The sequence below is a fragment of the Streptomyces sp. NPDC005774 genome, assembly GCF_042871645.1.
In the GTDB taxonomy this organism is placed as follows: Bacteria; Actinomycetota; Actinomycetes; order Streptomycetales; family Streptomycetaceae; genus Streptomyces; species Streptomyces pratens.
In genome coordinates, this window is record NZ_JBIAIV010000044.1 from 1 (window position 1) to 22,861 (window position 22,861).

General features: G+C 70.2%; 16 protein-coding genes and 1 pseudogene. 14 read left to right on the top strand and 3 right to left on the bottom strand.

Annotated elements, in window-relative coordinates; genetic code table 11:
• Positions 1-945 precede the first annotated feature (945 nt).
• The 6 genes from ACFYQA_RS30015 to ACFYQA_RS30040 all read left to right on the top strand — a co-directional run bounded on the left by ACFYQA_RS30015 (position 946) and on the right by ACFYQA_RS30040 (position 8,222).
• Complete coding sequence (locus ACFYQA_RS30015; protein ID WP_388924369.1) at positions 946-1,548, top strand: response regulator; 603 nt, start codon at positions 946-948, stop codon at positions 1,546-1,548.
• Positions 1,549-1,762: 214 nt separating this feature from the next.
• Entirely contained in the window at positions 1,763-1,945 is a 183-nt protein-coding gene (locus tag ACFYQA_RS30020) for a hypothetical protein (protein WP_388924372.1), read from the top strand.
• A gap of 208 nt (positions 1,946-2,153) precedes the next feature.
• A complete protein-coding gene (locus tag ACFYQA_RS30025) occupies positions 2,154-3,122 on the top strand; it encodes a LysR family transcriptional regulator (protein WP_388924375.1) in 969 nt (322 codons plus the stop codon).
• Between the two features lie 179 nt (positions 3,123-3,301).
• On the top strand, positions 3,302-4,687 hold the full coding sequence (locus ACFYQA_RS30030) for a hypothetical protein (protein ID WP_388924378.1): 1,386 nt from the start codon (positions 3,302-3,304) through the stop codon (positions 4,685-4,687).
• The gene (locus ACFYQA_RS30035; RefSeq protein ID WP_388924381.1) at positions 4,687-6,894 is read left to right on the top strand and encodes a polysaccharide deacetylase family protein; all 2,208 of its coding nucleotides are present in this window, start codon (positions 4,687-4,689) and stop codon (positions 6,892-6,894) included. Before ACFYQA_RS30030 ends, ACFYQA_RS30035 begins: the two co-directional genes overlap by 1 nt.
• Positions 6,891-8,222, top strand: a complete 1,332-nt coding sequence (locus ACFYQA_RS30040; RefSeq protein ID WP_388924384.1) for an acyltransferase — start codon at positions 6,891-6,893, stop codon at positions 8,220-8,222. Before ACFYQA_RS30035 ends, ACFYQA_RS30040 begins: the two co-directional genes overlap by 4 nt.
• Positions 8,223-9,235: 1,013 nt before the next feature.
• Here ACFYQA_RS30040 and ACFYQA_RS30045 read toward each other — a convergent pair.
• On the bottom strand, positions 9,236-10,261 hold the full coding sequence (locus ACFYQA_RS30045) for a LacI family DNA-binding transcriptional regulator (RefSeq protein WP_388924386.1): 1,026 nt from the start codon (positions 10,259-10,261) through the stop codon (positions 9,236-9,238).
• A 181-nt stretch (positions 10,262-10,442) separates the two neighbouring features.
• Positions 10,443-11,831, bottom strand: coding sequence for an MFS transporter (locus tag ACFYQA_RS30050; RefSeq protein ID WP_388924389.1), 1,389 nt, complete (start codon positions 11,829-11,831; stop codon positions 10,443-10,445).
• Positions 11,832-11,973: 142 nt separating this feature from the next.
• Between ACFYQA_RS30050 and ACFYQA_RS30055 the strand changes: the two are divergent.
• The 4 genes and pseudogenes from ACFYQA_RS30055 to ACFYQA_RS30070 form a co-directional block, all read left to right on the top strand.
• Positions 11,974-12,195, top strand: a pseudogene (locus ACFYQA_RS30055) (LysR family transcriptional regulator); the annotation flags it as partial.
• 628 nt (positions 12,196-12,823) lie between these two features.
• On the top strand, positions 12,824-14,935 hold the full coding sequence (locus ACFYQA_RS30060; protein WP_388924392.1) for a transglycosylase domain-containing protein: 2,112 nt from the start codon (positions 12,824-12,826) through the stop codon (positions 14,933-14,935).
• 52 nt (positions 14,936-14,987) lie between these two features.
• Positions 14,988-16,271 carry a hypothetical protein gene (locus tag ACFYQA_RS30065; protein ID WP_388924395.1) on the top strand — a complete coding sequence of 428 codons (1,284 nt, stop codon included), beginning with the start codon at positions 14,988-14,990 and terminating at the stop codon, positions 16,269-16,271.
• Positions 16,272-16,381: 110 nt separating this feature from the next.
• Positions 16,382-17,563 carry an amidase domain-containing protein gene (locus tag ACFYQA_RS30070; protein WP_388924398.1) on the top strand — a complete coding sequence of 394 codons (1,182 nt, stop codon included), beginning with the start codon at positions 16,382-16,384 and terminating at the stop codon, positions 17,561-17,563.
• A gap of 159 nt (positions 17,564-17,722) precedes the next feature.
• Here ACFYQA_RS30070 and ACFYQA_RS30075 read toward each other — a convergent pair whose 3' ends face one another.
• Positions 17,723-17,893: a DUF397 domain-containing protein gene (locus ACFYQA_RS30075; RefSeq protein ID WP_388924402.1), complete on the bottom strand. Its 171-nt coding sequence runs from the start codon at positions 17,891-17,893 to the stop codon at positions 17,723-17,725.
• A 400-nt stretch (positions 17,894-18,293) separates the two neighbouring features.
• On the opposite strand from ACFYQA_RS30075, the gene ACFYQA_RS30080 reads away from it, so the two are divergent.
• The 4 genes from ACFYQA_RS30080 (at position 18,294) to ACFYQA_RS30095 (ending at position 22,673) form a co-directional block, all read left to right on the top strand.
• Positions 18,294-18,803, top strand: coding sequence for a DUF4157 domain-containing protein (locus ACFYQA_RS30080; RefSeq protein WP_388924405.1), 510 nt, complete (start codon positions 18,294-18,296; stop codon positions 18,801-18,803).
• Positions 18,804-19,103: 300 nt separating this feature from the next.
• The gene (locus tag ACFYQA_RS30085; RefSeq protein ID WP_388924408.1) at positions 19,104-20,459 is read left to right on the top strand and encodes an MFS transporter; all 1,356 of its coding nucleotides are present in this window, start codon (positions 19,104-19,106) and stop codon (positions 20,457-20,459) included.
• Positions 20,460-20,630: 171 nt separating this feature from the next.
• A complete protein-coding gene (locus tag ACFYQA_RS30090; protein WP_388924411.1) occupies positions 20,631-21,893 on the top strand; it encodes a uroporphyrinogen-III synthase in 1,263 nt (420 codons plus the stop codon).
• Positions 21,894-22,076: 183 nt separating this feature from the next.
• Complete coding sequence (locus ACFYQA_RS30095; RefSeq protein ID WP_388924414.1) at positions 22,077-22,673, top strand: CGNR zinc finger domain-containing protein; 597 nt, start codon at positions 22,077-22,079, stop codon at positions 22,671-22,673.
• The last annotated feature ends 188 nt before the right edge of the window (positions 22,674-22,861 follow it).

The window sequence follows — 22,861 nt, forward strand, 5'->3', positions numbered from 1 at the left end:
ACCGCCGGCTTCTCCACGGACTCCTGCTCGACAACGGTCTCGGTCATCTCTGGCGTCTCCTTGATCATCAGATCCGCCGTTGATTAGACACTCCCGACGCTGGTGGCTGTCTGTACCTGTGTCCTGGGCGCAGTACTGCAGATACGCGGCAGCAAACAGCGCTGAGGGAGACCGCCAGGGGCCCGGCCGCAGCCATTGATGCTGTTGGTTAATTCGGTCCCTCGCGTGACGTCGGCTCCCAGGACCCGGTTGTGGTCTTGGGAGCCGACGTTGTCGTACGGGGAGGGTGTCGATGTCGATGCGGAGGGAGGGGCTTGGTGGGGTCCCGGTGGAGACAGTGCGGGTGGCGCGGGCGGCTTTCCCGAAGAAGAGTCCTGCGATTCCTTGTTTCGCAGGCAAGGAGATAAAAGCAGGCGTATGGCCACTGAGGGCTGATTCGGAACCGGGAATCGCCACCGTTTGTGATCGGATCTGTCACGGGCCGCACGGTCGCCGAGCCCGCCCGGGAGTTCGGGGTGAGTCCGGAGTGCCTGCGCAACTGGTGTCGGCAGGAGGAGGCGGACCGTTCTGACCGAGTTTTAGATCGAGAGGTGAAGACGTTCAAGGATAATTCGATTCTATTCTCCTCCTTGGGAGTCGTGAGTTTCGCTGCAGGCCTGGTGTTCGGCATGGTCGAGGGCAGGTGCAAAGCCATGCCGGGTTTCTCCGTTTCGGCAGCAGTTTTGCGGCGGCATGGCTTTACGAACGCCGTCGGCGAGACCTTGCCGCCCCGGTTGAGTCGCAGGAGACCACGCGGTGACAATTTTTCGCCAGTCTTCGGTGTGCTCGAGACAGCTCTGCCGTCGGCCCTCCTGGCCGGGGCGTGACACCTGGCTCCCGGCCCTCCCGTCTCCCACGCGACACGGGACCGCACCGGAAACGATCTTGGTGAGGGACAATCGGCCGGTGATCGAAGTGCTGGTGGTCGAGGACCACGCCGTGGTGCGGTCCGGGCTGGTGACGCTGCTCTCGCAAGAGCTGGGGATCCGGGTCACCGGCCAGGCCGGCGACGGCCCGGCCGCGCTGGCCGAGGCCGAACGGCTGCGGCCCGACGTCGTACTCCTCGACATCGACCTGCCTGTCATGGACGGCATCACCGTCGCCACCGCACTCACCGCGCAGGTGCCGGGCTGCCGCATCCTGATGCTCACCGCCCTGGACCGCCCCGGCCATCTGGGCCGGGCGCTCGCCGCAGGGGTCTCCGGCTACTTACTGAAAAGTGCCACCCTCGCCGAGACCGCGGACGCGATCCGCCGCATCGCCGCAGGTGGCCGACTGATCGATCCCCGCATGCGCGACCAACGGGCCGCCGAACTAACCCCCTTGACCGACAAGGAGGCCGAAGTGCTGCGGCTGGCGGCAACCGGCGCCCACGCCCGTGAGATCGCCGCCGAACTCTTCCTGAGCGTCGGCACGGTACGCAACCGTCTGTCGTCCGCCGTCGGCAAACTCCACGCCCGCACCCTCGTCGACGCGGTCCGCATCGCCGAACACCACGGCTGGCTGTGACCGGCAACACCCCTGACCGGGCGCACTCGTGAAGATTTCACTCCCCATGGCGTGCGCCGCGTGATCGGATCCATGTTGACCGATTCACGCCTGCAGTCGCTCACGGAGCGCGGCGCGGTAGGCGCGTGCAGGAGACGGGGAGCGCTCGGTTTCGATGGTGGGGCGGCGGAGTACGGTGCGGCGGGCGAGGGTGGAGTTGGCTGCGGTCTACGCCATGACCGTACTGGTGTACGGATCGGCTGTGGCGGGCGTGGTGCTCGGCGGGCCGTGGATGGTCGTGTGGTTCCTGCCCGCCATGCTGGGCTCGCTGGTGGCGATCTGGTGCGTGCGCTATGGAATCCGATGGGAAACGTCGGCGGCAAGGCGTGCGGCTGACGAGGAGGAGCGGCGGCGCTGACGTCACCTTTCTGTCCGTGCTTCCGCGCGAGGTGCGGTGCCGGCGCGTTCGGTCAGGTGGGGCGGTAGCAGGGCGGTCCGTGGTACGGGAGGGCGGGGGCGCCTTCGGAAGGTCGGTCGCGGCATGCGTTCACCGTCACCCGCGTCCTTGCCGCCGGTCCCACCCCTTCCCGGTGCCGATTCACGCACCCGCCTTGTAGGTTCGCGGGATGTCCGCCCCCGGTCATCTCGACCCCCGCATCCTGCGCGCCTTCGTCACTGTCGCCGAGGAGTTGCACTTCACCCGCGCCGCGATGCGCCTCTACATCGCACAGCAGGCGCTCAGCCGCGACGTACGGCGGCTGGAACGGGAGCTGGGCAGCGAACTGTTCGTACGGACCACCCGCCAGGTGACGCTCACCCCCGACGGCGAACGCCTGCTGCCGTACGCCCGCCGGGTCCTGGCGGCGCAGGACGACCTGCTCGCCGCCGCCGGACGGGCCCGGCCGCTGCTGGTGGACCTCAACTCCCCGGGACTGGTCACCGGGCGCCGGGTGCTGCGCCGGGCCCGTGAACTCGCCCCCGGGCACGAGCTGATGGCCCGCTACGAGAGCGGACTGACCTGGGCCGCAGGCGAGTTGACCGCCGGGCGGCTCGACGCGTCGTTCGGACGGTTCGCGGGGCTCCCCGCGACGCTGAAGGCCGGGCTCGACCAGCAGCCCGTACGGTACGAGCCGATGGCGGTGATCCTTCCCGAGGGCCACCGGCTGGCCGCACTGGCGGAGGTACCGCTCGACGCGCTGGCCGGCGAGGAGGTGTACGCCGGGGCGGGCAATCCGCGCACACCGGAGTGGACCGACCTCGCGGGGCTGTTGTTCGAGGGGCGGGGCATCGATGTCGCGTCGCCCGCGCCTCTGGCCGTCGGGGACGAGGAGTTCCAGCGGATCATGGCCCGCACGGGGAATCCGGTGCTCGCCGTGGTGGACTTCCCGCCGTTGCCCTCGATGGTGCTGCGCCCACTGGTCGACCCCGTCCCGCTGTCACCTGTATCGCTTGTGTGGAGAAAAGGGCTGATTCACCCCGCTCTGAAAGCACTTCGCAGGGCTGCGGCCGATATCGCCGCCGAGGAAGGCTGGTTGCTCCGGCCCGTGAACGGATGGGTTTCAGACAGTGATCTTGATGTCATGAGTTCTCCCTGATGTCTCATCATTGATAAGAATCACCTCCCGGCGAACACGGGACCTTCGCGTGCGCTACATTCGATGTCCGAGCACAGTGTGATAAACGGGGCGCTCGGGGAGGGTGGGCCCATTCCGGCGGCGAGTGCTCAGGCCGTACGCGCACCCGGAACAGTCCCGTGGGGGGAAGAAACGTGCGCGTGGAACAGTGGCGAGAAGACGCCCAACCTGAACGGCCCCGGACCGGGACCGAGGACGAAGCAGGCCTGGTCGAGGACGACCGGCCCGCCTCCGGAAGTTTTGCCACCGACCACGGAACGTGGTTCTCCCGAGGCGTGCCCGACCGCACCGCCGGGGCGAACGACGGCACCGTGGCGAGGACCGTATCCCGCGCGGCCGGCCCGGACGACCGGGCCGGCCTGAAGGACCGGGTCGCTCCGGACGACACGAAGGCCACGACGACCACGATGAGCGCAACGCCCCCACCGGACGGCACGGACAAGATGCCGGCACCCCTGGCGACTCCCGAGGACCCGGCGACTCCCGAGGAGACCAGGGCCCTCCGGAGCAAGCCCCATACCACCGCCACGCCCCCCTCCACCGGTTCCACCGGCTTCACCGCACGCCTCTCCACCCAGTCCCCCGGGACCCCCCGGCCGCCCCGCGCGACTCTGCGCGACCCCTGGCAGGAAGGCGACGGGACGACCGTCTTCGCCCCCGCCGCGGCCACCCTGTCCGTCCCCGCCACAGGCGCAGCCGCGGACATGGACGTGGACGCGGACGCAGGCACCACCGAGCACACCCACGACCCGCACGAGGTGACGATCCAGCTCGACGCCGTGCGGTTCGGCGACGGCGTACTGCGGGCAACGCCGGGCAAGCACCGTATCGGTGCGGGCCCCGACGTCGCCGACGGACCCGTGTTCGTCGACGAGTCCGGCCGCCGCAGCCGCCTCTACCGCCGGATCGGTCTGGCCGTGGGCCTGGCCTGCGCCGCGTACGCCATCGTGATCGTCGCCACGCTGCTGTCCGGCAACTCCAACGCCCCCTGGCTCCCCGTGCCCGGCCAGGACCAGGAGCAGCCCGCCGGAAAGGTCGAGACCTCGCCGCGGCCCGCCGAGCCGGACGCGTCGCCCGGCGCCGGTAGCGGTACCGGCCTGACCCCGGGCGCCGAGCCGGCCGTCGGTGATGCCGACACCCTTCCCTCGCCCGGCGCCAGCCTCCCCGCGGGCGGCGCGCCCGTCGCCGAGGGCGAGTCCGGCAGGACCACCGGCCCGTCGTCGACACCGACCCGGACCACCCCAGGGCCGGGCACCGGCGTCGGTGGCCCTACGACGACCGCCCCGGCCGTCCCCCCGGCCGCCTCGGCGCCCGCCGACCCGCCGGCCCCGTCCGGCAGCACCGACACCGGCACCGATCCGACCACACCGCCCGCCGGGGAGGACCCCGGCGCCGAGGAACCCGCCGGCGCCGACGACCTCGCCCACGGGCCCGCCGAAGCACCGGCTGTGGCCGCCGAGAACCCCGCCGCGCCGCCGAATCCGTCCACCGCACCCACCGCACCGTCCCCGGAGCACGTTCTCTGATGGCATCCCACTCCCGCCGCCCCGGGCCCGCGACCAGAGCCCGAGGCGGCTCCCGGCGTCGCCGTCTGCCCCTGCGTCTGCTGCTTCCGCTGCTCGTCCTCGTCGCCCTGGCGGCGATGCTCATGCTGCGCGGCTACACGCACAGCGAGATCCTCGCCGACCACCGCGTCCAGGCACCCGCCCCCACCGACAAGGTGCCGGAGAAGATCCGCGAGGGCGGTCCGGTGATCGACGCCCGGGGCGGCCGTACCGAGAGCCTGAGCGTGCCCGACCGCCGGATGGTCCTCACCTTCGACGACGGCCCGGACCCGGTCTGGACACCGCGCGTGCTGGACGTGCTGAAGAAGCACGACGCGCACGCGGTCTTCTTCGTCACCGGCACCATGGCCTCCCGCCACCCGGACCTCGTCCAGCGCATGGTCGACGAGGGCCACGAACTCGGCCTGCACACCTTCAACCACCCCGACCTCTCCCTCCAGTCCAAGGAACGCATCGACTGGGAGCTGTCGCAGAACCAGCTGGCGATCACCGGCGCGGCCGGCGTCCGCACCTCCCTCTTCCGCCCGCCGTACTCCTCCTTCTCCGGCGCCATGGACAACAATTCCTGGCCGGTCACCGAGTACATCGGCAGCCTCGGCTACATCACCGTCGTCACCAACACCGACAGCCAGGACTGGCAGCGGCCCGGCGTCGACGAGATCATCCGCCGTGCCATGCCGAAGAACGGCGAGGGCGCCGTCGTCCTGATGCACGACTCCGGCGGCGACCGCGGCCAGACCGTCGAGGCGCTGGACACGATGCTGCCCGACCTGAAGAAGGACGGCTACGAGTTCGACAACCTCACCGAGGCCCTGAACGCGCCCAGTGCGATGAGCCCGGTGACCGGCTCCGAGCTGTGGAAGGGCAAGGCATGGGTCTTCCTGGTCCAGGCCTCGGAGAAGGTCACCAGCGGTCTGGCGGTGGGTCTGGCGATCGTCGGCACCCTGGTCATCGGCCGCTTCGTGCTGATGCTCGTCCTCTCCGGCGTCCACGCCCGCCGGGTGCGCCGCCGGGGCTTCGGCTGGGGCCCACCGGTCACCGAACCGGTGACCGTGCTGGTCCCGGCCTACAACGAGGCCAAGTGCATCGAGAACACCGTCCGTTCCCTGATGGACAGCGACCATCCCATCGAGGTCCTGGTCATCGACGACGGTTCCAGCGACGGTACGGCGCGCATCGTCGAGGCCATGAGCCTGCCCAACGTCCGGGTGATCCGCCAGCTCAACGCGGGCAAACCGGCCGCGCTCAACCGGGGCCTGGCCAACGCCCGGTACGACATCGTCGTGATGATGGACGGCGACACGGTCTTCGAGCCGTCCACCGTCCGCGAACTCGTCCAGCCCTTCGGCGACCCGAAGGTGGGAGCCGTGGCGGGCAACGCGAAGGTCGGCAACAAGGACAGCCTCATCGGCGCCTGGCAGCACATCGAGTACGTGATGGGCTTCAACCTGGACCGCCGCATGTACGACATCCTCGGCTGCATGCCGACCATCCCGGGGGCCGTCGGCGCCTTCCGCCGCTCGGCACTGGTCCCGCTCGGCGGCATGAGCGACGACACGCTCGCCGAGGACACCGACGTCACCATGGCGCTGCACCGCGCCGGCTGGCGCGTGGTCTACGCCGAGAACGCCCGCGCCTGGACCGAGGCCCCGGAGACGGTCCAGCAGCTGTGGTCCCAGCGCTACCGCTGGTCGTACGGCACCATGCAGGCCATCTGGAAGCACCGCCGCGCCGTGATCGACAAGGGACCCTCGGGCCGCTTCGGCCGCGTGGGCCTGCCCTTCGTCTCCCTGTTCATGATCGTGGCCCCGCTGCTGGCCCCCCTGATCGACGTCTTCCTGCTCTACGGCATCGCCTTCGGCCCGACCCAGAAGACGATCATGGCGTGGCTGGGCGTCCTGGCCATCCAGGCGGTCTGCGCGGCCTTCGCCTTCCACCTCGACCGCGAACGCATGACCCATCTCCTCTCGCTGCCGCTGCAGCAGATCCTCTACCGCCAGCTCATGTACGTCGTGCTGCTCCAGTCCTGGATCACCGCGCTCACCGGCGGCCGCCTGCGCTGGCAGAAGCTGCGGCGCACCGGCGGAGTGTCCGCTCCGCCGGGAGGGGCGGACATCCCCGCGCAGCAGCAGCAGCCGCACGCCGTGGACGGGAGGCCGGTCGGATGACCGCTTCCCCGTACGAGCCCTGGAGCCCGGCATCGGTGCCGGTCACGCCTCCCGTATCCCAGAGGATTCCAGACATGACCGCGCCCCCGGTTCCCCCCGCAGAGGCGGACCCTGCCGGGCAGACGGCTGCCGGGCAGACCGCTGTCCAGGAAACGGCTCCCCGGCAGAAGAGCAAGGGCCCGGTCCGGGACCGCTACTTCGACCTGCTGCGGGCCGTGGCTCTCTTCCGGGTGGTTCTTTACCACTTGATGGGCTGGGCCTGGCTACCGGTCGTCTTTCCCTCCATGGGCGTGATGTTCGCCCTCGCGGGCAACCTGATGGCCCGTTCCCTCAAGCGTCCCCCCGCGCAGGTGGTGCGCAGCCGGATGCGCCGTCTGCTGCCGCCGCTGTGGTTGATGGGCGCCATCGGGGTCACCGGCATGCTGTTGCAGGGCTGGGGACCGAACGCCGACGGACACCCGGGATGGTGGTGGTTCCACCTCATCTTCTGGATCCTGCCGTTGAGCGACCCCCCGTTCGCCGAGGGACTGGCCGGCCTCCCCGGACTCCTGGGCGACAACTGGGCCGCGGACTTCGCGGGACCGTTGTGGTACATCCGCGCCTACCTCTGGTACGTCCTGCTCTCCCCGTTCCTCCTGCGTGCCCTGCGCGCCCTGCCCTGGGCGACGATCCTGGCGCCGCTCGCACTCTCGGCCGGCCTTGAGTTCGGCTACCTCAGCCTGCCCGGCGAGCGGTTCCCCTCGGCCCTCACGGACTTCAGCACCTTCGGTGCCTGCTGGGTCCTGGGCATGGCGTACCAGGAAGGCGTCCTCAAGCGTCTCCCCCGCTATGTGGTGCCCTCGGTGGCTCCCGTGATCGCAGCCCTGGGCCTCTGGTACGCGGTGAGCCAGGGCTTCAAGACCGGCTACGACCTGGACTCCATCCCCTTCGCCCAGGCCGTCTGGTCCTTCGCGACGGTATTGCTGCTCCTGCACGTCAGCCCGTCCTGGACGGAATGGCCGCGCTGGCTGCGCGGTGGGGACCGGCTGATCAACCTGCTCAATTCCCGGGCGGTGACGATCTACCTCTGGCACAACGTCTGCATCCTGATCGCGGCCACGATATGGGACCAGTTGTGGGGCGTTGACTTCATGTACCAGCACTTCTCCTGGCTCCTGGGAAGTCCGTGGCCGGTCCTGCTCTTCGCCTGGGTGCTCATCGGAAGCTGCATTGTCTGGTTCGGCTGGATGGAGGACGTGGCGGCGAAGCGCAAGCCGCAACTGTGGCCGGACGACGGGAAGCGCTCCGCCCGGAAGAATCCCCGGACCGGGGCGGCGCACCGGGGCTGACGTCCCACCCGTTCGCTTGAGCCCGGGCTGTGCGGTGACCATCGGGTCGCCGCACAGCCCGGGCTCAAGCGTCGAGGGGGCCCGAAACATTGCCATAGGCCCACCGGCCGTGGATTCCTGCCCGGCAGGTCACCCGAATCTGCCTTCGCGCACCTTCCCCGTACCGGTGCGATTGACGTGGTCATGGAATGTTCACCCGGCCTCTCCGGAAGGTTTCCGGCGCACCCGCGCGAATTCGGGTTCAATCTCGGCGACCGTCCTCAGGGTTCCGCTTGTGCGCGTACACCGGGGAAGAATCAGGACAGGGGAAGGCTCCCCTTCCGCCCACTGCTCGCCCTCAGGGCGGCGCCGGTAACATGGCTGCCGTCCGGACGCTCCGTCAGAGGGCCACGCCCGGGAACAGCCCGAACAGCCCGAACAGCCCGAACAGTGCTGGAACGGTAAAGACAACGCCGCGTTTTCTGGTGATCCCCGGTCCAGTAGTCACCGCATTAATTGTTGCGATTCATCTTGGCTTCAGCCTGCAAGGGGAGATGTTCTGGTTCCCTTTCGGATCGTTTTCAAATGGGAGTACGCCGAGGTGGAGACAATTATGGGGAAAAAGCAACGCAACCCTTTCGCGTCACGCATCACCTCAATACTCCCTCCTGTCGGAGATGCTGATCTTTTCGTGCCCCGGCAAGAGATGTTGAAGGTTCGATAAAATCGACCATTTTCACCAGATTTTCTGGCCGGTCGGCAGGATATCTTTTGTTCGTTGTGTTGTTTCGCCGGTAATCCGGCCTCTGGTCCGCCGGATAAGTCGCTATACCGTGATTCTCGCGGCGCCGGACCGCCCCGGACATCTGGGTCGTGCCATGCCCGTGCCCTCGTCGACGCGGTCCGTGTCGCCGGACGTCACGGCCGGCTGTAACCGCCGATATTCCTGAGCGGGCGCACTCGTGAAGATCTCACTCCTCGTGGAATGCGTTGCGTGATCGGATCAATGTCGACCGTTTCGCGCCCGCAGTCGCTCACAGGGTGCGGCGCGGCGTGGCGCGGCGTGGTGCGGTGCTGGTGCGTTCGGTCAGGCGGGGCGGTAGCAGGGTGGTCTGTGGTACGGGGATGCCGGACAGTTTCCGTACCAGCAGGTGTACCGCGCGGGTGCCCAGTTCGGTGGAGGGCACGGTGACCGAGGTGAGCGGGATACGGGCCGAGACGGCGACCGGCGTCGGGCAGACGGCGGTGAGGGAGAGGTCGTCGGGGATGCGTACCCCGAGCTCCTCGAAGGCGTCGATCAGCGGGTCGAGCAGCGGCTCGTTGTGCACCACCACCCCGGTCAGCGCGGGCTGGTCGCGCAGCAGCCGTTCGGCGAGCGTGCGGGCCGCGCCCCGGTCCGTTCCGCACGGGTACACGGCGGAGGCGAGCCGGTGCCGGTCCGCGGCGGCCGTGAAGCCCTGCACGAGCCGGCGGGCGAACGCCGTGCGCCGGACGTACACCTCCGGCGGCGAGCCGACCAGCGCCACCGTCCGGTGTCCGAGCCGCGCCAGATGGTCCACGCACAGCTCGCCCGCCGCGCCGAAGTCCAGGTCCACACAGGTCAGCCCGTCCGGTTCGGCCGGGACGCCGATCAGTACGGACGGCAGGGGCAGTGAGCGCAGTATCGGCAGCCGGGGGTCCTGGAGCTGTACGTCCATCACCACCAGCGCGTCCGCCAGTCCCGTCTCGGCGATCCGTCCGATGCCCTCCTCGCCCTCTCCCTGGGTGAGCAGCAGCACGTCGTGGCCGTGGGTGCGGGCGGCGGTGACCACCGACACGGCGAACTGCGTCACCACCGGCACATGGACGCCGGAGCGCATCGGCACCGCCAGTGCCAGCACCCGCGATCCGGCCCCGGCCGCGCCGTGAGCACGCCCGTGCGTGCGGTAGCCCAGCTCGCGGACGGCGGCCTGGACGCGGCGCCGGGTCTCGTCGGAGATCGGCCGCTTGCCGCTGAGCGCGTACGAGACCGTGCTGGGGGAGACCCCGGCGTGCCGGGCCACATCCGTGATCTTCACCATCGGGGGGTCCTCCACTGACACGGTTCGCGGGGGAGGTAACGGGAGGGGGAAGCGTGTCGAAGCGCTTCGACGGGTGAAGGTATGTGCGGGCAGCGGGGCCGTCAATGGTGCGGGCGGGATTCGGCGGAGTGGTTCGACGGCCCGAACGGACGGCGGTTCGATGCCTCGGACGGACGGCATCTCACCGGCCCGGACTTGCTGAACCCGCCATCCCGGGCCGGCGGGAGCCCAGCGGCCCGAACAGGACGAGTGCGGTCAGCAGGGCCGTCGCGGCCGCCGTCACCGGGACTCCGTACCCGGCCGCGGCCGAGGCGTGTTCCACGACCCAGCCGCCTGCCGCGCTGCCGCAGGCGATCCCGCCGAGCAGGCCGGTCACCGCGAGGGTCATGCCCTCGTTCAGCCGGCCCTCGGGCGTGAGGCGCTGGACCAGCGTCATCGTCGTGACCATCGTCGGCGCCGTGGCCATGCCGGCGAGCAGGAGCGCGCCCGCCAGCAGCAGGAGCGAGCCGGTGAGGGACGCCGCGAGCAGCGGCAGCACCATCAGCGCGGTCATGGCGGCCAGGCACCACGGCAGCCGGGACCACGCGGACCCCGCCGGGCGCATCGCCCCGTACGCGAGCCCCGCCGCGAAGGAGCCGGCGGCCTGGAGGGCGAGCACCCCGCCGGCCGCCGGACGGTGCCCCTGGGTGTCCGCGAACGCGATGGTGACGACCTCCATCGCACCGAACACCGCGCCGGTAGCGAGGCAGACGGCGAGCAGCGGGCGCATCCCGGGCGCCCGGAAGGGAGCCCGGCCGCCCGGCGCGTGGCGTCCGGCCGGCGGCTCGGTGGAACGCTGGGCGGTGAACAGCGTCACGCCCGTCAGCAGCAGCACCGCCCCCACCAGCGTGCCCGCCTCCGGGAAGAGCGCGGTGCACAGGAAGGCCGCGAGGACCGGGCCGAGCATGAAGCAGAACTCGTCCGCCGCCTGCTCGAAGGAGTTCGCGGTGTGCAGGGCCTCGGCGGCGGCCTTCGGGTCGCCTCCCGGCCCCCCGGTGCGGGAGTTCAGCAGGTACGCCCAGCGGGCCCGGGACATCCCGCCGGTGTTCGGTGTCGTGGCGGTGGCGGCGTAGGCGGCGAACAGGGTCCAGTCGGGGGCGTCATGGCGTACGCAGAGCAGCAGCGCGAGGGAGCCCAGCACGGCGAACACCGTGGCGGGCAGCGCGATCCGGGCCTGTCCGTACCGGTCGACCAGCCGCGCGGTCCACGGGGCGATCACCGCGGTCACCGCGAGTCCGGTCGCGACGACCGTGCCGGCCAGGGCGTACGACCCCCGGGTCACGGCGATCATCATGACCGCGCTCACGCTGAACATGCCCATCGGCAGCCGGGCGAGAAGGTTCCAGGTGGTGAACGCGCGGGCACCGGGCAGTGCGAAGAGGCGGCGGTACGGGCCCGGATCCTGGCCGCGGGCGCCGTCCGTCCGCCCGCGTGGCGAGAAGTCGACGGCGACCAGGGTGTCGGCGGTGACGGTGAGCAGAGGGGTGTTCCGGGAGGCCGGAGGGCGCCTGTGGAAGGTCGGTTGCGGCATGGACCCACCGTCGCCCGCGCCCGCGGCACCGGTCCAACACCTTCCCGGTGCCGATTCACGCATCCCCGTTGTAGGTTCACGGGACGCCCCCGCCCCCGGTCATCTCGACCCCCGTCTCCTGCGCGCCTTCGTCACCGTCGCCGAGGAGTTCGAGCGGCTCATGGCCAGGACGGGATGCCCGGTACTCGTCGTGGTGGACTTCCCGGCTGTGCCCGCGACCGTACGACGGCCCCTCGTCGACCCCGTCCCGCTGTCACCTGTGTCGCTGGTGTGGCGCCGGGGTCCGGCCCACCCGGCGCTGGACGCGCCGGGGCGGGCCGAGGTGGCGGCGGAGGAGGGGTGGCTGCGCGTGCCCGCCGGGGGCCCCGGCCCTCGACCGGAACCCGTGGAGTGCCGGTGCCGGTGCCTGTGCCGGTCCGTGAGTCATCACGTCGAAGTGCCTCACCGCGGAAACGCGAGTGGAGCGCGGAAAGCGGCAATGGAGTATCGCGCGCGCCGGTGAAGCGGTTCGACGAATCGAACGGCCTGCCGCCGACTCCTCCTGAGTGGGTGTCACCAACCGTGCCCTGGAGTGCTCTTCATCACCAGCTGTGCCTCATTATGCGCGTTTTTCATGTGTGGAGGTGTTGTGTAGGACGCTAGTATTTTCCAGTGTCTTGAACTGTGAGGTCGGCAGTCGGTCCGCAGTCGTGTCAACCACAACCAAGCCGTACGCTCGTACGTCTTGGTTGCGTGACTGGCGCCGAATGCAAGGGAGGGACATGGTGTCGCCGGAGGGGCGGGGGGGAGAGCCCGACGCCACTATGCAGTTGAAAGCGCTGGGCTCGTTCAAGGCGGAAGAGACCGTGCAGTTGCGCATGCCCGCGCAGCGCGCAGCCGGCACGGGGAACGAAAAATCCGAGACATCCGAGACATCCGAGACATCCGAGATATCAGGGATAGCCGGGATAGCCGGGATATCCGAGACGGCTGGAAAATCCGCCTCTTCAGCGGTGACCTCCGCGGAGCGAATACGCGGCGGTGAGAAAACCGGCCGATCGCCCCGCCCCAGAAACCGGAACCCCCGCAAGGCCCCACGCCCCTCCCTCCGCTCCCGCCTCGCCGCCGACCCCCGCCTGGCGTCCCTGCTGAACCTCCTCGCCGCGCAGGCCGCCCGCCTCGCGCCCTACGCCCGCCGCGTGAAGCCGGAATACCCCCGGCCCGGACGCACCGGCTGGCGCCGGTGGCTGCCCTCCTGGCGGCATTGGCTCGGCGGCACGTTCGCCGGTATCGGTCTCAGCAGCTTCTTCCTCGTCGTCGCCTACGCGGCCACCGACATCCCGGAAAACCTCAACTCGTACGCCACCCAGCAGGACAACGTGTACTTCTGGTCCGACGGGACGCCCATGGCCCGTACCGGCTGGGTGCAGCGGCAGGCGATGCCGCTGCAGGACATTCCCGAGGACGTCCGCTGGGCGGTCCTCGCCGCCGAGAACGAGAGCTTCTACAGCGACCCCGGCATCTCCATAAAGGGCATCACCCGTGCCGCGCTCCGCACGTTCGGTCAGGGGGACACCCAGGGCGGCTCGACCATCACCCAGCAGTACGTCAAGAACGTCTACCTGAACCAGGACCAGACGGTCCGCCGCAAGCTCACCGAGGCGATGATCGCCCTCAAGCTCGACAACCGGATGAGCAAGGAGGAGATCCTCGAGAGCTACCTCAACACCAGCTGGTTCGGCCGCGGCACCTACGGCATCCAGCGCGCCGCCCAGGCCTACTACGGCAAGGACGTCAACGAACTCAACGCCAGCGAAGCCGCGTTCCTGGCCTCCCTGCTCAAGGGCGCCGGCCTGTACGACCCGACCCTGAGCGGCGCCAACCGCGACCGGGCCGAGGAGCGCTGGACCTGGACCCTCGACCGGATGGTCGACATCGGCAAGCTCTCGCCGGCCGAGCGGGCCACGTACAAGAAGTTCCCCGATCCGCTGAAGAGCAACCCGCTGTACTCCACCGGTGAGCAGAGCGACTACCTGGTCGAACTCGTCTCCCAGTACGCCAAGAAGTCCGGGAAGATCTCCGAAAAACAGTTCGATCTCGGCGGCTACCAGATTTACACGACCTTCGACAAGAAGCGGGAAAAGCGGCTCACCGACGCCATCACCGAGGCGCGCAAGAAGGCGCTGAAGGACGACCCGAAGACCGCGAAGACCGTGCACTACGGGGCGGCCTCGGTGGCCGCCGACGGCCGGATCCTCGCCGTCTACGGCGGCCCCGACCACCGCAAGCAGGGCTACAACGAGTCCAACGCCACGACCGTCCCGGCCGGTACGGCCTTCACCCCGTTCGTGTACGCGGCGGGACTGGAGCACGGCGTCCGCACCACCCGTGACGGAGAGCCGACGCCCGTCACCGGCGAATCCCTCTACAACGGCGACGACGACGTGCCGGTGACCACGCCGGAGGGGCCGTACTGGGACCGCAGCGGCCGCAAGGCCGCCGCCAGCAACGACGGGGACAGATCCTACGGGCAGATCTCCCTGCGCCGGGCGATGGCACTCTCGGTGAACACGCCGTTCATGCAGCTCGGCATGGACGCCGGCCTGGACAAGGTGCGCGCCACCGCCGTGGCCTCCGGACTGCTGCCCTCCAGCATCGGAGCCCGGGTGCCCGCGCTGTCGATGGGCAGCTCCACGCCCAGCGCCATCCGCATGGCCGGCGGCTACTCGACGTTCGCCGCGGCCGGCGAGCACACCGAGCCGTACTCGGTGAGCCGGATCACCCTCAACGGCGCCAAGATCCCCCTGGACCTGCCCGAGCCGCGCCGGGCGGTCCGCGCCGACGTGGCCGAGGAGGTCACCTCCGCGCTCACGGACTCCTTCCGCACCGCCCACCCCGACGGTGCCCCCGCCACCGCGAAGGTGGCCGGGAAGTCCGGGACGACGGAGAAGGACACCGCCGCCTGGTACGCCGGCACGTACGAGTCCGTCTCCACGGCGGTCGTCGTCTACCGCATCGACCTCGCCAAGAGCCTCGAACCACTGCCGCTGGAGGGCATCGCCGGCACCGCCGACGACGGTGTCCCCTACGGCATCTGGTCCGGTGCCCTGGGCCTCCTCGGGTGACCACCGACCGGGCACCACAGTCCCCCCACCGACTCTGGAGAATGAGCCGCACATGAAGCCATCGTCGGGGCGCCGCCGCAAGGCCCGGGCACCGCGTCGCACCGCCCCCCTCCGCCCCGCGGTCCTGGCGCCGGCGGCGCTTCTCGTCGTCGCGGCGCTGACGGCGGGCTACCTGGTGCTGAACAGCACGGACAACACCGCGCCGACCGCTTCCTCGGGGGACCGGAAGAAGGCGGCGGACGCCGCCACCGAGGAGCCGGAATGGGACGGCAGGACCAAGGTCCTGGGGGACGGCTCCACCTCCTACACCGGCCCGCAGAAGGACCGGTTGAAGCCGGAGCCGCTCAAGCCGGGCCAGAAGCCGCCCCAGTTCGTCGTCTTCTCCTGGGACGGCGCACTGCAGGGCGACGACGGGCTCTTCTCACACTTCCTGGACGTGGCCGAGAAGAACGACGCCCACATGACGTTCTTCCTCACGGGGATCTACCTGCTGCCGCAGACCAAGAAGGCACTGTACGACCCGCCCCAGCACGACAGGGGATCCGCGGCGATCAGCTACCCCACCGACGAGCACATCCGCACCACGCTGGAGCAGTTGGGCAGGGCCTGGGAGAAGGGGAACGAGATCGGCACCCACTTCAACGGGCACTTCTGCGGCGAGAAGGGCGGCGACGACTGGAGCGTCGCGGAGTGGAAGAGCGAGATCGACCAGTTCAACTCCTTCGTGAAGAACTGGAAGACCAACACCGGCGCCACGGACCTGCCCGCGCTGCCCTTCGACGTCGACAAGGAGGTCACCGGCGGACGCGCCCCCTGCCTGGAGGGCCAGGAGAACCTGCTGAAGGCCATCAAGGACTACGGCTACCGCTACGACTCCAGCTCTTCGGGAGACTTCCAGATATGGCCGGTCAAGAAGGACGGCGTCTGGGACTTCCCGCTGCAGATGCTCCCGTACGAGGGCGGCAAGTACCAGGGCCTGTCCATGGACTTCAACTTCCTCTACAACCAGTCCGACGGCAAGACCGAGGGCGATCCGGCCATGTACCCCCAGTGGGAGGAGGAGACCGTCGACACCTACATGGCCGGATTCAACCGCGTCTACCACGGCAGCCGGGCGCCCCTGTTCATCGGCAACCACTTCGAGGAATGGAACGGCGGCATCTACATGCGGGCCGTGGAACGGACCATCGAGAGCGTGTGCACCAAGAAGGACGTCAAGTGCGTGTCCTTCAAGGAACTGGCCGACTGGATGGACGTGCAGACCCCCGCGACGCTGGAGCGGTTGCGCACCCTCGACCCGGCCCAGTCACCGGACTGGTCGAGCGTCGTGAAGTGATGCTCCGTCACCACTTGGCCAACAGGCCCTACCCTCTTCGCAGTAGCCACACATCTCATGCGAGGATGCGCCTCCCCGGTATCCCCCGCCGGGGCAAGAGGGGAACACCAGTGAAGTCAAGAAGAATAAGCCGCACGCGGCGTCGAGCCACCATATTCGGGGCGGCCACCGTCTCCGTCGTCGCCGGAGCGGCGATGCTGCCCACCTGGAACGCGGGCGCCGCGGTCACCAACGACCCGACGGTGAACGCCAAAACCAAGGCCACCTTCCAGCGGCTCGCGGACGCGGTCTTCACCGACCGCACGGAGGCCCTGGTCGGCAGCGGCCGGAAGGACCGGAACAAGCCGCTGACCGACGGCTTCTCCGGAGACGTCCGGCTGTCCTCCGGTACGGCCCGCAGCGAGGACGCCGCACTGTCGAAGCTGGACCGGCGCCGAAGCGAACTCGCGAAGCTGGGCGAGAAGTACAGCAAGGGCAACACGACCGTCACGCTGGGCGCCACGAACGTGAAGGGCCGCAAGGCGAAGGCCGAGGTCACCGAGACCACGACCCTCACCTACAAGAAGGTCCGCGGCAGCGAGCCGGGCACCACGGGGTTCCAGGCCCGCCACGAGCTGACGTTCACCGCGGACCGGCGCGGGAACTGGCAGCTGACCGGAATCCGCCCGGCCGACGAGGACAACCTCGCCGTGAACGAGACGGCCGCGCCGCCGGCCACCGCTTCCGTGTCCGTGAAGGCGGGCACCACCACGCCTTCGGCGCCCAAGGCCTCGATCGCGTACCCCGGCCCGGCGAACCCGAAGAACCTCACCGCCAGCGGTCTGGACTACAAGGCGATGGCCACCTACGCCAAGCAGTACTGGTCCGCCTACAACCCGGCCTACCCGAACTACAACGGGGCGGGCGCGGGCGGCGACTGCACCAACTTCGTCAGCCAGGCCCTGAAGGAGGGCGGCTGGAAGCACGTCCCCGGCTACGTGTACGACTACACCCGGTGGTTCGGCAACGCCGACATCCAGTCGCACTCGTTCGTCGGTGTCAACGAGTGGTCCTGGTTCGCCCAGAACTCGGAGCGGACGACCAGCCTCGCCAACGTCCACCAGATGGACATCGGCGACGTGCTCCAGATCGACTTCGACAAGGACGGTTCGAAGGACCACACCATGATCGTCACGTCCCGCAGCCAGGGCGTGCCGTATCTGACGTATCACTCCACCAACACCTACAGCAGGTCGGTGGCGAGCATCATCGCGTCGTACCCGAACGCGTCGTACTACGCGTACCGCACCTGATCGATCCGCTCCGGTCGTAGTGCGGCGGCCTCGCCCGCGCACGGGCGAGGCGTGGCCGTGCGAAACGGCCCGAGGGCCGTCGGACAACGGTTCCGACGGCCCTCGGCCGCTCACGGGGTGCCGTACTGGCGGCCGGTGGCCACGGAAGAGCCGGGGGGCTCAGGAATCAGGCCCTGGGGCCCCGGTCTCGTCGACGTACGCGACGAGGGCGGCCCACGCGGGGCGGGAGAAGCCGAGTCGGAGTCCGGCCGCGTCCTTCGAGTCGCGTATGAGGACGGTGGTCGCGGTGGCGGTTGTTTCAACGCAGTTGGAGATGTCCGGCTGCCGCAAGGGTGGTACCGCCTCGCAGGAGAGAGCGGTTGATGGCGAGCGGTGAGCCGGTGGAGCTCACCAGCCTGCCGGCAGCCCCGGCCCCCGCAAGGCTGACGGCGCCGCCCGGCACCTCGCCGTAGTCGCACCGGTCACGGATTTCTACCCGGCAGGTCACCCGGCTCTGCCCTCGCGTACCTTCCCCGTACCGGCGCGATCGACGTAATCATGGAACGTTCACCCCGCCCTTGCTGGAAGGTTTCTGGTGCACCCGCGCGAATCCGAGCTCAACGTCGGTGACAGTTCTCACGGTTCCGCTCGCGCACGTACACCGGGGAAGAAGCCGCCGGACAGGGACAGGCTCCCCTCGCACCCGCTGCTCGCTTTTCAGAGCAGCGCCGGCAACGCCGCTGTCGTCCAGATGCTCCGTCAGGAGGGCCACGCCTGGGCGCAGCCCGAACAGCACCGGCACGACGCCGGCTGCGGGCACCAGCAGGCCGGGCAGCCCCAGGTGCAGCGTTCCGCCGTCCACGACGTCCTGCGCGCCGGCGGCACACCCATGAACAGTGGGCTCCGGAAGGAAATGGAAGCCCGGCTCGGCGCCGACTTCTCCCAGGTACGCATTCACGACGACGGCGCTGCCCGGGCCTCCGCCGCCGAGGTCGGCGCCCGCGCCTACACCTCCGGCCATCACGTGGTCATCGGCGACGGCGGGGGCGACAAGCACACCCTCGCCCACGAACTGACCCACGTCATCCAGCAACGGCAGGGCCCCGTCTCCGGCACCGACACCGGCGCGGGTCTGAAGGTGTCCGACCCCTCGGACACGTACGAACAGGCCGCGGAACAAAACGCCCGCCAGGTCATGTCGGCGCCGGTCCCGGTACAGAAGAGGGTTTCCGGAGACCGGGAGGACCCCGAAGCGGGATAGTCCTCGACCGCGGAGACGCCTGGCCGGCGCGCCGACCGGAAGAACAATCCGACCGAGAGCGCCTTGGCCGCTCTGCGACCGTACGCCCCCTCGGCGTTCACCACGAACCGGACGGCCCGGTGCGGAAAAGCGGCCACGCGGACCCAGCACCGGAACGGGGCAGGGCGGGGCGGACCTCTCACCCCGCCGCCCCGCAGGGTGAGAGCAACGTTCCCTGGCGGTCACCCGCAGCCCCACCAGCCCGAAACGCGCCCTTCCTACCGTCGGTGCCATCGAGTTCCTGAGCACGGTGGAGGCGTCATGACAGTCCCTGGCGGCCGCTGGATCCAGTACTGGGATCCGGAGGACGAGGCCTTCTGGAACGAGACCGGGGAGAAGGTCGCCCGCCGGAACCTCCTCTTCTCGGTGCTGTCCGAGCACATCGGGTTCTCGGTGTGGACGATGTGGTCCGTGCTGGTGCTCTTCATGGGCCCGGAGTACGGGCTGAGCCCCGCCGACAAGTTCCTGCTGACGTCCGTGGTGACGCTGGTCGGCGCCGTGGTCCGGGTCCCGTACACCTTCGCCGTCGCGGTGTTCGGCGGGCGGAACTGGACGATCGTCTCCGCCGCGCTGCTGCTCGTCCCCACGGTCGCCGCGTTCGCCGTGATGGAGCCCGGGACGTCCTTCTCCACGTTCCTGCTGGTCGGACTGCTGGCGGGCATCGGCGGCGGCAACTTCGCCTCGTCCATGACCAACATCAACGCCTTCTTCCCGCTGCGGAAGAAAGGCTGGGCGCTCGGTCTGAACGCCGGCGGCGGCAATATCGGGGTGCCGGTGATCCAGCTCGTCGCCCTCGCGATCATCGGGGCGAGCGGCGGGCCCCGGGTGCTGCTCGGCCTCTACGTCCCGCTGATCGTCGTGGCCGCCGTGCTCGCCGCGCGGTACATGGACAACCTCGCCACCGCGCGCAACGACACCGGCGCCGCCAGGGACGCCGCGCGGGACCCGCACACCTGGATCATGTCCTTCCTCTACGTCGGCACGTTCGGCTCGTTCATCGGCTACAGCTTCGCCTTCGGGACGGTGCTCCAGAACGAGTTCGGCCGGACCCCGCTGCAGGCCGCCTACGTCACCTTCATCGGCCCGCTGCTCGGCTCCCTGATCCGTCCCGTGGGGGGCAGGCTCGCCGACCGGTACGGCGGCTCGCGGATCACGCTGTGGAACTTCGTCGGCATGGGCGCGGCGACCGGGGTGCTGATCGTCGCCTCCACGCAGAAGTCGCCGGCGCTGTTCACCGGTGCCTTCGTGGTGCTGTTCGTGCTCACCGGCCTGGGCAACGGCTCGACGTACAAGATGATCCCGGGGATCTTCCAGGCCAAGGCGCTGGCCCGGGGGCTGAGCGGCGAGGAGGCGGCCGCGTACGGGCGTCGGCTGTCCGGGGCCTCCATGGGGCTGATCGGCGCGGTGGGCGCGCTGGGCGGCGTCGGCATCAACCTGGCCCTCCGCCAGTCCTTCCTCTCCTATGGCTCCGGCACCGGCGCGTTCGCCGCCTTCCTGGCCTTCTACGCGGTCTGCCTGGTGGTCACCCGGGCCGTATACCTTCGCCGCCCGGCGCGGCCGGCCGTCGCGACGGCCGTCGCGGAGGAGGAGCACCGGCTCAGCCATGCCCGGGTGTGACGTAACACTGGTGACATGGAGCCGAACCGAGCCTGTCATGGAGCATTGACAGGCTCGGTCCGCATGAGGACGAGCCGTGCCTCACGCAGCACAGTGAACGCAACACAGTGAACGCAGCACCGTGGACGCAGCACACCGACTCGAGTGCGGGACGAGAGCGGGACGAGAACCATGTACGACGCACAGCAGAACCCGGACCAGCCGGACCAGCTGGACCAGCCGGGTCAGCCGGGTCAGCCGGGTCAGCCGGGTCAGCCGGACGGACCGACAGAGAGGAACCCCGGGCAGGCACCGGAGCACGGGCCGCTCGCGGGCTTCACCGTGGGCGTGACCGCCGCGCGCCGGGCCGACGAACTGGGCACACTGCTCCAGCGGCGCGGCGCCGCCGTCCTGCACGCACCCGCGCTGCGGATCGTGCAGCTCGCCGACGACAGCGAGCTGCTGGCCGCCACCAAGGAGATCATCGGGCAGGCCCCGGACATCGCGGTCGCCACGACGGCGATCGGCTTCCGCGGCTGGGTCGAGGCCGCCGACGGCTGGGGGCTCGGCGACGATCTGCTGGCGCGGCTGCGCGGGGTGCGGATCCTGGCCCGCGGCCCGAAGGTCAAGGGCGCGGTCCGGGCCGCCGGGCTGGCGGAGGAGTGGTCGCCGGCGTCGGAGTCGATGGCCGAGGTCCTCGAGCGGCTGCTGGAGGAGGGCGTCGGCGGACTGCGGATCGCCCTCCAGCTGCACGGCGAACCGCTGTCCGGGTTCGTGGAGTCGTTGCGGGCCGCGGGAGCGGACGTGGTGGAGGTGCCCGTCTACCGGTGGATGCCGCCGGAGGACATCGCCCCCGTCGACCGGCTGCTGGACGCCGTCGTCGCCCGGGCCCTGGACGCGGTCACCTTCACCAGCGCGCCCGCCGCCGTGTCCCTGCTGTCCCGGGCCGGTGAGCGCGGCCTGCTCGACGACGTCCTCGCCGCCCTCGGACACGACGTCCTGCCCGCCTGCGTCGGCCCGGTCACCGCGCTGCCGTTGCAGGCCCGGGGCATCGACACCGTCCAGCCGGAGCGCTTCCGGCTCGGGCCCCTCGTCCAGCTGCTCTGCCGGGAACTGCCCGGCCGGGCCCGCTCGCTGCCGGTCGCCGGGCACCGGGTGGAGATCCGCGGGCACGCCGTCGTGGTGGACGGCGAGCTGCGCCCCGTACCGCCCGCGGGCATGTCGCTGCTGCGGGCGCTGGCCCGCCGTCCCGGCTGGGTCGTCGCCCGCGCGGAGCTGCTGCGCGCGCTGCCGGGCACCGGCCGCGACGAACACGCGGTGGAGACCGCGATGGCCCGCCTGCGTGCCGCCCTCGGCGCGACCGGGCTGATCCAGACGGTCGTCAAGCGCGGCTACCGCCTGGCCCTGGACCCGCAGGCGGACGCGAAGTACGGGGACGGGGACGAGGGCGCCTGAACACGACCGGCGCCGGGCCGGGACGTCCAGGCCCGGGGCCCCGGGTGAGGGGTTACGGCCGAGGGGTTCCGGCCGGGGGAGCGGGCAGGCACTGTAGGGAGAGCGGATTCCCGGAACGGATTCCTCACTCGCATCGCCCCGGCCCCCACGCGACCGGAGTGAACCCTAGGCGGTGACAGGCACATGGCACTGGGTACGGTCACGGCGCCCCACGAGCTGCGGTTCGACACCGGGCGGATCTGTCTGGATCTCCTCGCGACCACGCATCCCGAGGAACGGCTCGGCTCCGTCGACGTGCTGAGCGCCTGGATCACCGGCTCCGGACTCGTCCCGGCCGGCACCCCGCTGGCCCACGCCGACGGCGCCTGGCCGGTCGCCTTCCGGGAACTGCGCGGCCACCTCGCCCGTCTGGTGCACGTCCGGCCGGCGCCCGGCAACGCCGCGTACGACCTCGCGCTCACCCGCGTCAACGAGATCGCCCGCGCCGCGCCCCCCACGCCGCGCGCGGTCCCCGGGGACGACGGGGCGCTGGTGCGGCGGCTGGAGACGCCGCCCGGCTGCGCCGCGCTGCTCGCGGCGATCGCCCGGGACGCCGTGGACCTGCTCACCGACCCGCACGCGCGCGCGTGCCTGCGGCAGTGCGAGGGCGACAACTGCCCGATCGTCTACCTGGACACCTCGCGGGGCCGCCGCAGGCGCTGGTGCTCCAGCGAGGTCTGCGGAAACCGCGAGCGTGTGGCACGCCACCGCCGCAGGGCCGCCGCCCTCACCCGCGCCTGACCCGGCCTCACTTCACGGACACCCCGAACTCCGCTGCCCCGTATGCGGCTTGCGCACCCTCTTCTGCCATTTCGTGATGCTTCCCGCTCCTCAAATCGTGAAGTGACTTCGCTCACGCCCGGTTTGACTTCCCGATGGCGCGGGCAACCCGGCCTGTCATCGGCATGTGGGGGGAATGTGAAGGAGAG